The 14,110-nt window shown below is 66.5% G+C and carries 13 protein-coding genes; 5 read left to right on the top strand and 8 right to left on the bottom strand.

Annotated features, from left to right (window positions below; translation table 11 throughout):
• Nucleotides 1-193 precede the first annotated feature (193 nt).
• The gene (locus ACZ6TU_RS01210; RefSeq protein WP_467678724.1) at nt 194-1,219 is read left to right on the top strand and encodes a 4-hydroxy-3-methylbut-2-enyl diphosphate reductase; all 1,026 of its coding nucleotides are present in this window, start codon (nt 194-196) and stop codon (nt 1,217-1,219) included.
• A 69-nt stretch (nt 1,220-1,288) separates the two neighbouring features.
• Nucleotides 1,289-2,035, top strand: coding sequence for a polyphosphate--glucose phosphotransferase (ppgK, locus tag ACZ6TU_RS01205; RefSeq protein WP_467678726.1), 747 nt, complete (start codon nt 1,289-1,291; stop codon nt 2,033-2,035).
• Nucleotides 2,036-2,080: 45 nt separating this feature from the next.
• Here ppgK and ACZ6TU_RS01200 read toward each other — a convergent pair whose 3' ends face one another.
• On the bottom strand, nt 2,081-2,668 hold the full coding sequence (locus ACZ6TU_RS01200) for a DUF6542 domain-containing protein (RefSeq protein ID WP_467678728.1): 588 nt from the start codon (nt 2,666-2,668) through the stop codon (nt 2,081-2,083).
• 170 nt (nt 2,669-2,838) lie between these two features.
• Between ACZ6TU_RS01200 and ychF the strand changes: the two genes are divergently transcribed.
• Nucleotides 2,839-3,927, top strand: a complete 1,089-nt coding sequence (gene ychF, locus ACZ6TU_RS01195) for a redox-regulated ATPase YchF (RefSeq protein ID WP_467678730.1) — start codon at nt 2,839-2,841, stop codon at nt 3,925-3,927.
• Nucleotides 3,928-4,320: 393 nt separating this feature from the next.
• On the top strand, nt 4,321-4,890 hold the full coding sequence (locus ACZ6TU_RS01190) for an SMI1/KNR4 family protein (protein ID WP_469545776.1): 570 nt from the start codon (nt 4,321-4,323) through the stop codon (nt 4,888-4,890).
• A gap of 48 nt (nt 4,891-4,938) precedes the next feature.
• Here the strand turns inward: ACZ6TU_RS01190 and ACZ6TU_RS01185 are convergent, their stop codons facing one another.
• The 5 genes from ACZ6TU_RS01185 to ACZ6TU_RS01165 all read right to left on the bottom strand — a co-directional run bounded on the left by ACZ6TU_RS01185 (nt 4,939) and on the right by ACZ6TU_RS01165 (nt 12,199).
• On the bottom strand, nt 4,939-9,405 hold the full coding sequence (locus tag ACZ6TU_RS01185; RefSeq protein ID WP_469546552.1) for a carbohydrate-binding protein: 4,467 nt from the start codon (nt 9,403-9,405) through the stop codon (nt 4,939-4,941).
• Nucleotides 9,406-9,437: 32 nt separating this feature from the next.
• Nucleotides 9,438-10,421: a hypothetical protein gene (locus tag ACZ6TU_RS01180; protein ID WP_467678734.1), complete on the bottom strand. Its 984-nt coding sequence runs from the start codon at nt 10,419-10,421 to the stop codon at nt 9,438-9,440.
• Nucleotides 10,422-10,477: 56 nt separating this feature from the next.
• Nucleotides 10,478-10,633: a hypothetical protein gene (locus ACZ6TU_RS01175; protein ID WP_398771803.1), complete on the bottom strand. Its 156-nt coding sequence runs from the start codon at nt 10,631-10,633 to the stop codon at nt 10,478-10,480.
• Nucleotides 10,634-10,739: 106 nt separating this feature from the next.
• Nucleotides 10,740-11,249 carry a hypothetical protein gene (locus tag ACZ6TU_RS01170; protein ID WP_467678736.1) on the bottom strand — a complete coding sequence of 170 codons (510 nt, stop codon included), beginning with the start codon at nt 11,247-11,249 and terminating at the stop codon, nt 10,740-10,742.
• Entirely contained in the window at nt 11,246-12,199 is a 954-nt protein-coding gene (locus ACZ6TU_RS01165) for a hypothetical protein (protein WP_467678737.1), read from the bottom strand. The genes ACZ6TU_RS01170 and ACZ6TU_RS01165 overlap by 4 nt, the downstream gene beginning before the upstream one ends.
• A gap of 205 nt (nt 12,200-12,404) precedes the next feature.
• Between ACZ6TU_RS01165 and ACZ6TU_RS01160 the strand changes: the two genes are divergently transcribed.
• Nucleotides 12,405-12,890 carry a hypothetical protein gene (locus ACZ6TU_RS01160; RefSeq protein WP_467678738.1) on the top strand — a complete coding sequence of 162 codons (486 nt, stop codon included), beginning with the start codon at nt 12,405-12,407 and terminating at the stop codon, nt 12,888-12,890.
• 502 nt (nt 12,891-13,392) lie between these two features.
• Here ACZ6TU_RS01160 and ACZ6TU_RS01155 read toward each other — a convergent pair.
• Together ACZ6TU_RS01155 and ACZ6TU_RS01150 are read right to left on the bottom strand one after the other, a co-directional pair.
• Nucleotides 13,393-13,788, bottom strand: a complete 396-nt coding sequence (locus tag ACZ6TU_RS01155) for a PIN domain-containing protein (protein WP_467678740.1) — start codon at nt 13,786-13,788, stop codon at nt 13,393-13,395.
• The gene (locus tag ACZ6TU_RS01150) at nt 13,785-14,051 is read right to left on the bottom strand and encodes a hypothetical protein (protein WP_467678741.1); all 267 of its coding nucleotides are present in this window, start codon (nt 14,049-14,051) and stop codon (nt 13,785-13,787) included. Before ACZ6TU_RS01150 ends, ACZ6TU_RS01155 begins: the two co-directional genes overlap by 4 nt.
• Between the last annotated feature and the right edge of the window lie 59 nt (nt 14,052-14,110).

Here is a 14,110-nt window from a genome sequence, read left to right as displayed (position 1 = left end):
TAGTGGCCACCGCCGACAACGCGGCCCACCCGCCCGGCGCCGCCGTCTCCCGGTTGCCTGGCCCGGCCCGGGCGCCGGTCCTGCACCCGGCCCCGTGCTCCGCCTCCGCGCCCGTCACTCACATCGCGCCCTGTCAGTCTTCCCGGGGACTCCACACGGACGCGATCTTCGACCCGCCGAACGCGGCCTTACGATGGGACGCATGTCTGCTTCGCCTGGCCGCCGTGTCCTGCTCGCCGCCCCCCGTGGCTACTGCGCGGGTGTGGACCGCGCCGTGATCGCCGTCGAGAAAGCGCTGGAGCAGTACGGCGCTCCGGTCTACGTCCGGCACGAGATCGTCCACAACAAGTACGTCGTGCAGACCCTGGAGAAGAAGGGCGCGATCTTCGTCGAGCAGACGGAGGAGGTGCCCCCGGGGAACATCGTCATGTTCTCGGCGCACGGCGTGGCCCCCGTCGTCCACGAGGAGGCCGAGCGCGGCCGCCTCGCCACCATCGACGCCACCTGCCCGCTGGTCACCAAGGTCCACAAGGAAGCCGTCCGCTTCGCCGGTGAGGACTACGACATCCTCCTGATCGGCCACGAAGGTCACGAGGAGGTCATCGGCACCTCCGGCGAGGCCCCCGACCACATCCAGCTCGTCGACGGGCCGAGCGATGTGCAGAAGGTCGAGGTCCGCGACCCGTCCAAGGTCGTCTGGCTCTCCCAGACCACGCTGTCCGTCGACGAGACCATGGAGACCGTCGACGCCCTCAAGGAGAAGTTCCCGCAGCTCATCTCCCCGCCCAGCGACGACATCTGCTACGCCACGCAGAACCGCCAGCTGGCCGTGAAGCAGATGGGCGCCGAGTCGGACCTGGTCATCGTGGTCGGCTCCCGCAACTCCTCCAACTCCAAGCGGCTCGTGGAGGTCGCCAAGATCGCGGGCGCGCGTGAGGCGTACCTCGTGGACTTCGCCGACGAGATCGACGAGGCCTGGCTGGAGGGTGTCTCCACGGTCGGCGTCACCTCGGGCGCCTCCGTCCCGGAGGTCCTGGTCGAACAGGTCCTGGAGTGGCTCTCCCAGCGCGGCTTCGAGGACGTCGAGATCGTCAAGGCGGCCGAGGAGTCCATCACCTTCTCCCTGCCCAAGGAGCTGCGCCGCGACCTGCGCGAGGAGGCGACGGCGCTGGTCGCCGAGCGCCGAGGCGCCGGAACCGGTGAGGATTCCGGGGAGTGATCGGGGAGCCGCTGGGCGGGGATCGCCGTCCGGCCGGTGACTGTCAGTCCCTCGTCGTAACGTAGGGCCATGCAGATCTTCGGTGTGGACATCGGCGGTTCCGGGATCAAGGGTGCCCCGGTGGACCTGGACAAGGGCGACCTGGCGCAGGAGCGCCACAAGGTCCTCACCCCGCACCCCGCCACGCCCGACGGGGTGGCCGACGGAGTCAAGCAGGTCGTCGACCACTTCGGCTGGACAGGCCCGGTCGGGGTCACGTTCCCGGGCGTGGTCACCGACGGAGCCACGATCCGGACGGCGGCCAACGTCGACGACGACTGGATCGACACCGACGCGCGCGTGCTGCTCGGCGAGCGGCTGGGCGGACTGCCGGTGACGGTGGTGAACGACGCGGACGCGGCGGGCGTCGCCGAGATGAACTTCGGCGCCGGCCGCGGCCGCCGGGGAACGGTGATCGTGCTCACGTTCGGCACGGGCATCGGCAGCGCGGTCTTCGTCGACGGCACCCTGGTCCCCAACACCGAGCTGGGCCACCTGGAGCTCGACGGGCACGACGCGGAGAAGCGGGCCTCCAGCAAGGCCCGGGAGGACCACGACATGACGTGGGAGCACTGGGCGGTGCACCGCGTGCGCAATTACCTCGCCCACGTGGAGATGCTGTTCTCGCCGGAGCTGTTCATCATCGGCGGCGGCGTCAGCCGCAAGTCACACAAGTTCCTGCCGCACATCGAGGGCATCACGGCGGAGATCGTCCCGGCGCAGTTGCAGAACAACGCGGGGATCGTGGGGGCGGCGATGCGGGCGGCGGGACACTAGGGCGGACGGGCCGCGGCTGTCACACGGACGGACGCGCCCCGGCTGTCACACCGGCTGGCGCGCCCCGGCCGCCGCCCGTCGCCGGTGCACCAGCCGGATCCGCCGGGCGATCACGATCAGCCCGGCGATGAGCGTGCCGCCGTACAGCCAGCCGGCCTGCGTGGCGAGCGCCGTCACCAGCCCCATCAGCTTGCCGCCGGTCCCACCGTCGCCGTCCGCCACCGGCACCAGCCCCACGGCGAACGCGATCGGCACGACGACGGGCGCGGTCATGAGATCCCCGCGGCGCACCCAGACGGCGGTCAGCACGCACACCGGCAGGAACAGCACCCCGTACGCCGTCAGCGACGCCCCGAACAGCACCGCGCAGAGCCCGCCGAGCAGGAACATCACCAGCGCGCAGAACAACCCGCTGCCAAGCCCGGTCAGCCGGGGGTTCGGCATCCCCGCCGCGGTGGGTGCCGGCGCGGGGGCGGGTCGCCGTACCGCCGCAGGACGGCGCTGCGGTCCCGGCTGCCGGACCGCTCGCACCGCCCCGCCGTCCACTCCTCGTGCCGCCTGCGGTGGCAGGGGCGATCTCGACCGGTCACGTCGCGGTCCGTACTGGGCAGGTCGCGTCCTGTATTGCTCCACTGCACCAACTTAGGTCGTTCTATATGCCGAATAGGCCTTCAGACACGCCGTGAGTCGAGGCTTGGCCAAGCGTTCGATACGCCGCCGGGACGGTTCCGGGCACGCCGTAGACTGGTGGATCGGCCGGTCTCCCGGCCCCCTGGCCCTCTCCACTCACGGGAAGTCGCAACGTGTCGCTCACGATCGGAATCGTCGGTCTGCCGAATGTCGGCAAGTCGACCCTGTTCAACGCCCTGACCAAGAACGACGTGCTGGCGGCCAACTACCCGTTCGCCACCATCGAGCCGAACGTGGGCGTCGTCGGCGTCCCCGACCCGCGGCTCGGCAAGCTGGCCGAGATCTTCAAGTCGGAGCGGATCCTCCCGGCCACGGTCGACTTCGTCGACATCGCGGGCATCGTGCGCGGCGCGTCCGAGGGCGAGGGCCTGGGCAACAAGTTCCTCGCGAACATCCGCGAGTCCGACGCGATCTGCCAGGTCATCCGTGCCTTCAAGGACGAGAACGTCGTGCACGTCGACGGCAAGGTCTCGCCCAAGGACGACATCGAGACGATCAACACCGAGCTGATCCTCGCCGACCTCCAGACCATCGAGAAGGTCCTGCCGCGTCTCCAGAAGGAGTCGCGGATCAAGAAGGACATCCAGCCCAAGGTCAAGGCGGTCGAGGAGGCCAAGGAGATCCTGGAGAAGGGCGACACGCTCTTCGCGCACGGCATCGTCCAGGGCAGCGAGCGCAACGAGCTCCTCCACGACCTGCACCTGCTCACGACCAAGCCCTTCCTCTACGTCTTCAACGTCGACGAGGACGAGCTGGTCGACGAGGACTTCAAGAACGAGCAGCGCGCTCTGGTCGCCCCCGCCGAGGCGATCTTCCTCAACGCCAAGCTGGAGGCGGACCTCGCCGAGCTCGACGAGGACGAGGCCCTCGAACTCCTCCAGTCCGTCGGCCAGGAGGAGCCCGGCCTCGCCACCCTCGCCCACGTCGGCTTCCGCACCCTCGGCCTCCAGACCTACCTCACGGCCGGCCCCAAGGAATCCCGCGCCTGGACCATCAAGAAGGGCGCCACGGCCCCCGAGGCCGCCGGCGTCATCCACACCGACTTCCAGAAGGGCTTCATCAAGGCGGAGGTCATCTCCTTCGACGACCTGGTGGAGACGGGTTCGGTGGCGGAGGCCCGCGCGAAGGGCAAGGCGCGCATGGAGGGCAAGGACTATGTGATGCAGGACGGGGATGTCGTGGAGTTCCGCTTCAACGTATGAACTCCACCACGTCGCTGACCTGAGGAAATGAGAATTCGACACCGTGAGTGCGGCGAGCGATAGCTGGTTGGCTCAGTCCGGGACCGACCATTGCACGTTGTCCTCCGTGACGGGCTCGACAGCGGTCCGTCACGGAGGACAGCTCGGCGCTGCGGTCACCGGTCAGGCCGGTCGGGCAGTGCATGCGAGAGGGGCGCGGACGGGTGCGAGGCGAGCGGGGCCGCCTGTGATCCAGCCGCGATCCTTGATACTGCAGTAGCCGGCAGGGTGGCGCTGTGCAAGGTGGCTTTCTTGCGCGCGCTTCGGGATCGCGGCACCCGGCGTCGACGCTTCGAACAGTAGCCCGCAGTGACGCAGCCGTAGAGGGCGTTCGTACGGAGAGGATCGTGGGGAATGGGCGTGGTGGAGAGCTGGTCCCGTGTGATGAGTCTTCTTCAGGAGCACGCCCCGGCCGATCATGCGGATCTGCCCGGGCCGGCCACGGAACAGATGCTCGCGGCCGCCGAGGAACGGATGGGCATCCCGCTTCCTCGGGAACTGCGGACGTGGTTGTTGCAGAACAATCTGGATCTTCCTGAGGAAGACGTGGACGACGATGTGGCATGTTGCGGTTTCGCCGGGTTTCCGGACGAGGGAATTTTCTTTCTGGGCATCCGGGCGATAGAGAAGCTCTACGCGAACCACTCCATGCCCGGTGGGGTCAACCCTCCGGATCAGCCGAACAATCCGTTCTGGCGCAATGAGTGGATCCCGTTCCTGTCGGACCAGGACGGCTGGACAGGAAAGTTCATCGACGTGCGGGACGGCCGTATCGGCAGGTGGTTCGTGGGTGAGAACACGACCACGGGCGAGTACGCATCACTGGCTCACTTTTTCGACTCCGTGGCGGAAATGCTCACGAAAATCGCCGATGGAAGCCATCCGACCTGCTCGGTCGCCGAAGGGCGACTCGTCTGGTCGTGAAACCAAAGTGCCCCCCGGTTGTTCCGGGGGGCACTTCTCATTGCCCGGTTACGGTGTGGGCGCGGTGAATCCGCCTAGGTCGAGCCAGTAGTCGTCGTCCTCCATCAAGCGTTGTCCCTTGATGAAGTCGCCGAACGGCCGCATCGACTGGGTGTTCTGCCAGTTCGACATCGAGGACCGGCCGCAGGGCTCCTTCCAGGTCGGTGCCGGGGCATCAGGACGCAGGTGCAGCGTCATGGTGTCGTCGGCGTTGCGCCTGACATAGGTCTGCACGCATTCCTTGCCGCTGTACGTGACAGGGTTGGGGCCTGCGGAGTTTCCGGCGCTCTGGAAGGAGTTGGCGAAGGCGAACTCGTCACAGCTCTTCGAGTCGGTACGTGTTGCCCCTGCCTCCAGGGTCCACATGTCACTGAACAGACCGGTGTCTTTGTAGGTCTTCCACTGCCTGCTGCAGATGAGCTGCCGGTTGCGGTCCGACTGAATCTTTCCGGAGCCGTCGACGGACATCTTGTTGCCCAGGTAGGTGAGCGGCTTGCCACCGTTGCGGTTGCCCCAGTCGATGTTGGTCTTGCGCCACATCATGTCGATGTGTGCGGCGGCCCCCGGGAACTTCTTGGAGTTCATGACGTACGTCGGGTCGTAGCCTGAGAACACGCAGCCGGTGCCGGCATTGGGGACTTCGCTGTCGCAGCGGATGTCCAGCTTGGCCTTCTCGACTTCGAGCGGATTCGCGATCGGAGTGGTGTTGGCTATGCCGCTGAAGTACCAGTACGGGGTGATCGTGTTCTTGGTCGCGCCACTGGGCGTCCACTTGAACCGCGTGGTGATGGTCCGCTGGATCGTGTCGCCCTTCTTGAAGATCTTCGACCCGTCCCAGTTGACACTGGTGATGTTGCAGTACCCGCGGCACTTGGCCTGGTAGTCCAGGTTGACCGTGTTCATCACACCGCTCATCGACTTCAGCCGGATCGTGGTGACCTGGGAGAACTCGTCACTCACCGGGTCGAGGTAGATCGTGTTGTAGTAGTCGAAGGAAGCGTTTCCGTCCGGTGTGCCGTTTGCGTAGTGATTCACCCAGAGCTCGTCGTGGAGACAGCTGTTGGTGCGCTTGCGGGTGATGGAAAGGGACACCGTCGAGCACGACGCGGTGCTCATGGTCGTCGCCATCGGCGCCGCCGTGGCGGTGTCGGCCGAGAACCCGCTGACTTGGGGGAAGAGGCTGTCGGAGATGTCCTCGCCGGGCTCGACCGGGGCCGGGTCCGGTGCGGTCGGGTCGGCCGTCATGCTGCCGGTCATCTTCAGGCCGTTGTACGTGCCGGGGACGAACGCCAGCGCGTCGAAGGCGATGTCCGCGCTTCCGCTGCCGCCGTTGAAGTTGTCGAGCCGCACCTCGGGAATCTGGTCACCGAAGTCGTAGGCGCCCAGGTCCACCCACTTGTTGGACTCGTTCGCCGTCTGCGAGACGGCCACTTCCTCTTCCCCGGCAGGGGTCTGGATCCGGTAGACGGCGTTGGAGGTCTGCGCCCCGTGGTCGGGGATATGCGCGAGGACCTTCGCCTGGCGTGTGGTGTTGGTCAGCGGAGATTTCAGCTTCCACGAGCCGGTGACCTTCATCCGGTCGGCGTTGCCCGGGTAGGACTCCGGCGAGCGGGTGTGCGTGAACCAGAAGTGGTTGCCGTAGCCCGCGCCGATCTGGTGCGTGTCGATCTTCCCCGGATACGTGGTGACGGTGGTCGGGTTCTCCGTCCCGTCGTTGGTGAGATCCATCTGGGTGTCCCACGGAACGAACGTAAAGCTGAACGTGCCGCTGGAATTCACCGCCCCGCATCCGCGGTTGGTGTCGACTCCTGCTGGGGTGGTGCCGTCGGGCAGGTCGTCGACCACCAGGGCGTTGGTGGGCAGGCCGGTGGTGGAGCAGTTCGGCGGGTACGAGCCGGCATCCGCCTGCTCGCCGTAGGAGGTACTGAAGCGGTGCACGCCGTTGCCGCACTCGGCGAGCCGTTCACAGTCCTTCCACTGCTCCTTGGTGATCTCCTCGTGCCACCAGCAGTGCAACCAGTGCGGGTTGGTTTCGCTGTCGCCCGAGTCGAGGGTGCAGGCGCCCAGGCCCGGGTCGTTGGAGTCGTTGTCGCCGATCTTGGCCGGGTCGCAGTAGTTCGACGCGTTGCAGAAAAGATCGACGGGAGGCTTGGCGTTGGAGCGGTCCTCGTTGGTGGTCCACCACGCGGGACGGTAGCCCGCCTGGAAGTCACCGGGCGCGAACATCGCCGAGATCGGGCGGGCCGCCCAGCCGATCACCTTCTCCTGGTACGGCCAGTCCTGCGGGTGCGCGGCATGGCTGTAGTCGTCACCGGAAGGGTTGGACGCGCTCTGCAGGAAGGGGACGCGGTTGGCCTTCCACAGCGGGTTGGCCGGGTTGTTGGTCCAGCCGACGCCCCAGTGGCCCTGTGAGTCGGCGGTGTCGTAGAAGCCGGAGTTGTATGCCCACAGGGCGAAGAACCAGTTCTCGATCCACTTGGGGTGGCCGCCGTTGATCTTCATGCCGGCGTTGTAGGTCTGGTTCCACTTCTCCGACAGGATCCGCACACCGGCGGCGATGTTCGCCGTGTAGTCCAGGGCGACGGCTTCCTGCGCGAGGGGCGACAGGGCGGTCTCGCCGGGCTTGGTCCTGCCCGCGAGGCGCATACCGTCGGTGGCCTGGGTGATGCCGTAACCGCAGTCGGCGTCCGCCCAGTTGATCCGCCAGGGGTCGAGCTGTTCACCGTCGGCGGCGTAGTCGACACCGTAGTAGTTGCCGACCAGGGAGTTGGCGGTGACACCGGGCACGGCAAAGCGGGTGGCCTGCCACATGTTGGACTCCTGCGCGGTGATGCCGAGCATCACCTGCGCGGGAATGTGCCATTTGTCGGTGACATCGGGATCCTCGTTGTCGAGGGTGCCGTTGGGGTCACCGGCGAGCACGGTCGGCGGGAAGAGGCCCTGAGGCTGGTAGCCACCGGTCCCGGTGTTCTTCCAGTTCCCCTCGCGGTAGAAGTCCAGCTCGCCGACGACGGCCTGGTCCACGGCCCACTCGACCTGGCGCGGGGTGGGCTGGAAGGCCTGCTTCTTCACATCGTTACGGGCCACCGCGCAGTAGCGTTCCCCGGTGCCTTCGCTGGGGTTGTCGGCCTGTGCGGTGAGGGCCTGGGTGCGGACGGTCTGCGTGGACAGGCCGTCTTCGCTTTGCTTGCCTGTGTCCGGGCCGGACTCGACCGGGCCGCCGGTGGGCAGGGCGGGCGACAGGACACGCCCCTGGGCCTCATCGCCCACGCGTTTGGCACCGGGACGCAGATCGAGGGTCACGGACCTGCCGGACTCCAGCATGCGCAGGACAGTACGCGCGGGGCGGGGCTTGGCGGCGTCCTCCGGGTTGACCAGGGTGGTCTTCCCGTCGGACCACGTGGTGGTCAGGGCTGTCCGGGCGTGGCTGGAGATCGCCGCGCCTTTGGGGAGTTTGCCTGGGTTGTGCACCCGCTTGGGCAACGTTCCGGACGTGGCGGCACCGGTGACGAACACCTCACCGCGCGCCGAGCGGGTCAGGTCCCAGGCTTCGAGCTTGCCGGACACGACGGTGACGGGCTCGGTCTTCCGGCCCTTCTCGACCTTGGCACGGTCGAGGTGCTTGGCCCAGCTGGTCGGCGTCTTGGACGCCTTCTTGTCCAGCTCGCGGTCGATGAAGGTGATGCCGCCATCGGCGTCGGCGGTGATCTCGAACGGCACCGTCGTGGTGGACGCCAGTGTCTTCTCGGCCGTGCCGTTGATCCGTACCAGCTTGTTGCCGTGCGCGGCGATGATGCCCGCGTCCGTGGGGATGGCCGAGGTGACCGCGCCTGCGAGCGTGACCGGCTTGGACTCCTTGCCGGTTGCCGCGTCGACGGTGAGCAGGCGGGTCTGCTGCTTCTTGTCACCGTCGTGGCTGAGCTGAGTGAACACCGCCTTCTCACCCTGGCCGCAGCCGGGCGAGAAGTAGGCGAGCGACGACTGGAACGGCAGCTTGGTGACCTTGCCCGACTGAAGATCGACCACTGCGGTGAATGCGCCGCGCACCATCAGTTCGGGCTTGTTGGTGAACATGCGCGGCGCGTACGAGACGGCCGCGTACTTGCCTGACCCGGTGACGCAGTGGTTGCCGATCCAGGTGTCCGAGGCGAAACCATCCTCGAACAGGCTGGCTATCGTGCGCAGTTGATAGCCGTCCTTCTCTTTGCCCGCAAGGAGGTGAAAGCCGGTGCCGTCGCCGGTCGTGGTGACGGCGGTGTCGGCGGATTCCGCGTAGTCCTTGCCGAGCAGGCCGGCGCGGTCCTTCGCGGGGATCGCGGAAGGCTTCAGGGAGAGCTTCTTCTGCTCCTGTGCGGCATCACTCCAGCCCTGCGCCGCGCCCTTGGGCGGCTTTGGTTCCTCGGCCTGTGCGGGCAGGCTCAGCGGTATCGCCAGCACGGTGGCCACCGCGAGGGTGAGCGGCACGCGCAGGCGCATACGTTTCTGTCTCAAGTTCGTTCCCCCTTCGGTTACTTGACAGCCTTGGCGGCTGCAAGGACCTTGCTCATGCGCGTCTTTACCGCGGCGAGCTGGTCCTTGTTCTCCTCAATCAGCCGCTTCTGGATTGCCGACTCCTCCTTGAACCAGACCTCGATCAGACGGGTCTGCTCCTTGCAGTCGATGTCGTCCAGCGCGAGCTCGATCGCGTCTTCGGCGGTGCCGTCGCCGTTGGCGTAGCCTTGCTCCATGGCCCTGTACGGGTCCGCGGCGGACCGTCCCTGCTTCTTCATGCAGGCCGACCAGTCTTTGATGGCCTTCTTGACCGGCTTGCGCGACCGGGACTCGGAGAGGCTTGTCGAGGCGAGCTGTGAGACATAGCCCGCATCCGACTCGTTCAGCTTGAGCTGTCGCTTCGACCATCCGGCGCAGCCACCCTTGTGCAGCTTCTTGCCCTGGTACTCGGCGCGGGCGGGTTCGGAGTCCGCACCGGTGAAGTACGGCCCGTCACCCTCGGCACCCTTGGGCGGAAGGAACTCGGGCTTTGTGCGCCCGGTCAGCACCTCGACCTCCACACCCGAAAGCCCCTTGTCGACCGGTTCGGTGCTCCGGGTCAGCTCCTTCGGCAGCCCGTACCCGTACTTCTCCGCCCGGGTGCGGTCGGTGATTCCGTAACGGGCCTCGATCGAAATTGCGTTGCTGTGCGGCGGCGGGTTCATACCGGGGCGCGGCAGGTCGACAGTGAGCCCGTACTCGGCCATGCACCGCGTCTGGAGGATGCGCAGCGCGGTGTCTACGGTGACCTGATCCGCGTACGAGGACAAATAGGCCTCAAGCGGCAGCTCCAAGCCTTTGGCCAGTCCTGAAGCAGGGGTCTCCGCAGGCCAGTTGCTCCGGTCGACCGGGGTGTGGTCCTTCGCCGAGCTGGAGCCCGATCCGGACGACGAGCATGCACCGAGAGACATTGCCGCGAGCATGACAGCTGCTGCGGTCGTCGTTGGCTTGAGGACGTGCACGGGCTTTCCTTGTCTACATAAAGTGCTCGGGGAGAATGCTGTCGTTGTTCAGCTGGTCAGCGGGCGTCGAAGATGGCCCTGGCGATGTCACCCGGGCTTGCAGCGCCCCGACCGTTGTCTGTTGCCACGGCGGCGACGGCGAGGTCTCCGCTGAATGCGGTGAACCATGCGTGATCAGCCCGTCCCGTGCCCTGCTCCGCGATGCCGGCCATGGAGCCGACGGTGTCGGTTGTGCACCGTCGGGATTTCCACGGAAAGGGGTACCGCCGCGCGTCACCCCACAGATGAGTGCGGTGACGCGTGGACAGGGAGGCGGGGCTAGTACCTCTTGTGGGATGCGTTCTCGTTCTTCAGCTCGGGCACGAGGTTTTCTGCCATGCCGCCGTAACCGCCGCAGGAACCGTAGATGGCCTGGGAGATGCTCTGGTAACCAGAGCCCCAGTAGACCCGGTTGTAGACGCCGCATTCGGCGTTCGCAATGGAAGCGGCGTTGTTCTTGAGGGGTGTCCCGTCTCCGCTGTCAGTGGTGCAGGTGCCGGGAAGCATGCCGTAGTGGAACACCAGACGGACGAGGGTTGCCCCGTTCGGGGAGTAGCCGTAGTGGTCGGGGACGCTCCTGTTGGAGATGTAGCAGGCGCCCTGTCCGGAGTTGGTGGTCGAGCCGACGCTGTTGTAGTAGAGCACGAAGCAGTACGTGTTGCCGCTGGAGGTGCAACCGTCCGACTCGTAGGAGGTGGCGGCCTGCGCGGGCTGGGCGCAGAAGATGCTTGCGGCGAGGAGCAGGGCGGCGGCGAGCGACCGGATCAGGTTGCGTATGGTCGGGGTCACTTGTCACTGCCTTCCGAGATCACTCTTCGCGCGGTCGTCTTGACGGTGTTCGTTCGGGAGAGTTCGGCGTCGAGAGAGGTCTTCTTGGCAGCGATCTGCTGGTTTTGGAGGGCGGTCTCCTCCGCGGACCAGACCTTGATGAGGCCGGTTTCGCCCTTGCAGGCGACGTCGGCGGTGGCCACCTCGATCTCCTCTGCCGACGCCGTTGGCGTCGACAGGTCGAAACTGGCAGCGGGCTTGTACGGATCGTCGAACGCGTGGCCCTTGTCCTTCATGCACGCCGCCCAGCCGTCGATGACGTTTTGGACGGCGGGCTGCTTCAAGGACAAGGTCATGCTCGACGCGTTGACTTTCGATGCGTCCTCGCCCTGTGTGAGATGCCCGAGCTGACGTTCCGTCTCTCCGCGGCACCCTCCCTGGGGAACAGTCACTCCGTTGTATGTGTCGCCCGAGAGCTCCGGCCCGTCCCCGAGGAAAATGGCTTCCTCCGCCCCGGCGGCCGGCTCCCATGCCGACGGCTCGTCCAGCTGCTCCGGCGGCAGGTGGTAGCCGTATTTCGCCGCTTGCGTCGCGTCGGAAGCCCCGTATCGCCTGGGCATGTTGGCGTCGTTGAACTCAACAGGCGGGTTGACCCCCGGAACCGGGGGGCTGAACTTCTCGAAGCCGAACCGAGCCATACAGCTGATCCAGAGGTCGCGCTGGGCGCGCTGCCAATCCACGACGTCTGTGTAGCCGACGAGATACTTCTCCACTGGCAGGGACAGCCCCTTGGCAAGCCCACGCTCGGGAGTGCGACTGGGCCACTTGCTCTCATCGACAGCGTTTGCTGCCACCGTCTTCGGTGAAGACTCATCCGATGCCGCCCCACCCCCGCCAGCCGAGCTCACCACAACACCGGTGGTGAGTGCCGCTGCTGCGAAGAAGCCGGCAAACGCTTGCCGCTTGCGCATGAACTACCCCCCTATCGTCTTTACATGTGCATGACATGTAAAAGCTATGTTAGATCGCTCCACAGTGGCTACACGGAGATGATCACGGGATGGCAACGACTGGTCTGGACCCTTGCGGGCCGCAGGGGGCGCAGCCGACGATGACGCGGGTGAAGCGGTTTGGCGGGGTTGGAGCAGTCAACTGGGGCAGCAAGGAGGAGTGTTCGTGCCCAGAGCCACAGCGTGGCGCGCGGTTGCCGCCGTGACTTTGGCAATATTCGGTGTGTCGTGCAACGCAGGCTCTGACTCCGGCAACCCGGGCGGCACCCCGGCTGTCGCCAGCCGGTCAGCCGGCAGCGCACCCACCGCCGAGCCTTCGCCGCCACCGATACCGACTGCAACGCCAGTCGAGAAGGTCCGCGACGCCTTCGCCGGACTGCAGGCGACCTTGGATGATTCCTGCACGCCCGCCGACTGCGCCTACTTCCTGCGCCGCATCTTCGACGAACTCCACCGCCTTGACCGCGCCATGAAGGCATCTGAGAAGGGCCCCAGCCACTTCGCCGAGCCGATCAAGTTGGTCAAGGAGCTCGACACGCAAGTCGGCAGCGATCAATCCTTCGAAAACCTCAAGGAATACCAGGACGCATTGATCGCCACTCGCAACAAGATCAACACATGGATGCAAGGCCACCCAGACGACTACCGCTGATGCAAGGCGCCGGCTTTGGCCACAGTGCAGTGCATAGGTAACTCGGTGCGGCGAGGCCGGTGCAGGGTCGTCATGTGGTCGGTCATGGAGGAGTCAACGCTCCTCGGTTCGAGCCCTGGGGACTGCTGCATGATCGGGTGACAGCGGGGTTTATGCAGCCAGAGCTGCGGGTGGGGTCAAGATGGTCTCGTACTCGACGGGGGGCAATCGGCCCAGGCGTCGTTGCCGCCGCCGATGGTAGGCCCCGCGAGCGTGATCGGGTGGACGCCGAAGTCGGCGGCGATCTGTTCCGGCGTGACACCGGGCTCGCGATTGCGCGCGACCCGCACGACGCCCTCTCGGAACCGCTTCGGACACGGCTTGGGCACTGCGACATCCTTCCAGGTCGCCTCTCGGCAAGCCAGGTCAGCTGTCACCGAACAGCAGTCCCGACAGTCTCAGCTCGGTGGCCCCGAAATGTGGCAGTGAGTACGTGAGCGGGCCCGTCGTCGGATGTCATCGGTTACTGGACTGTGCGGATGACAGGGGCGGGTTTACTGCCCTGGGCGTCGATGAGGGTGCGGATGTCGTCCGGGTCCGAGGTCCAGATGATGGCGCCGAGGCTGGCTGCCATGGTCACGACGGTGGCGTCGACGGTGTCGGAGGTGCCGGCCTTGCCGCAGAGAATGCCTGCGGCTTTGGCGGTTTCGAGGCCGACGGGTACGACGTGACACCCGGCGAGGAACTTGCCGAGTCTGACCTGGCGGCGGGAGTCCCGCCACGCATGGCTGACGACGACGGACGGGACGTGGATGTCGCGGCCGTCTTCGAGGGCCAGGCTGTGGCGGGCCCACATGCGTCGGTCGTTGTTGTCGATGGCGATGAGTACCCCGGCGTCGTACAGGTAGGGGATGTTCACGCGGCCGAGGCTCCCGAGCTGCTCAGGTACTCGGCGTCAGCGGCGGCCAGGTCTGCGCGGGCGGCGGCGAGCTCTTCCGGGGTGAAGGCGCCGTGTTCGGCCTGCCACTCCTGGATGACGGCGCGGCCGGCCCGCAGGCGCAGCTCCCGTTCCGCTGCTCCGGCGACGAGGCGGGAGAGGGGGATGCCTTCTTTCTCGGCGGCTCCGGCCAGGGCTTCGACCAGGGTTTCGTCGAGAGTGATAGTCACCTTCTTGGTAGCCATACATCAACCATGGCGCGATATGGCCTTCGGTGTGGAGGCGCGGATCATGTGCCGGCGAG

Source organism: Streptomyces sp. NPDC052064 (genome assembly GCF_055585925.1).
Note: the sequence above shows the minus strand (reverse complement) of the source record. Positions and strands in the feature narration are given on the sequence as shown.

Bases quoted from the DNA above. Each gene is read 5' to 3' on its own strand.
- ACZ6TU_RS01210 (WP_467678724.1), top strand. From the start codon at position 194: ATGGGACGCATGTCTGCTTCGCCTGGCCGCCGTGTCCTGCTCGCCGCC.
- ppgK (WP_467678726.1), top strand. From the start codon at position 1,289: ATGCAGATCTTCGGTGTGGACATCGGCGGTTCCGGGATCAAGGGTGCC.
- ACZ6TU_RS01190 (WP_469545776.1), top strand. From the start codon at position 4,321: ATGGGCGTGGTGGAGAGCTGGTCCCGTGTGATGAGTCTTCTTCAGGAG.
- ACZ6TU_RS01185 (WP_469546552.1), bottom strand. From the start codon at position 9,405: ATGCGCCTGCGCGTGCCGCTCACCCTCGCGGTGGCCACCGTGCTGGCG.
- ACZ6TU_RS01175 (WP_398771803.1), bottom strand. From the start codon at position 10,633: ATGGCCGGCATCGCGGAGCAGGGCACGGGACGGGCTGATCACGCATGG.
- ACZ6TU_RS01165 (WP_467678737.1), bottom strand. From the start codon at position 12,199: ATGCGCAAGCGGCAAGCGTTTGCCGGCTTCTTCGCAGCAGCGGCACTC.
- ACZ6TU_RS01150 (WP_467678741.1), bottom strand. From the start codon at position 14,051: ATGGCTACCAAGAAGGTGACTATCACTCTCGACGAAACCCTGGTCGAA.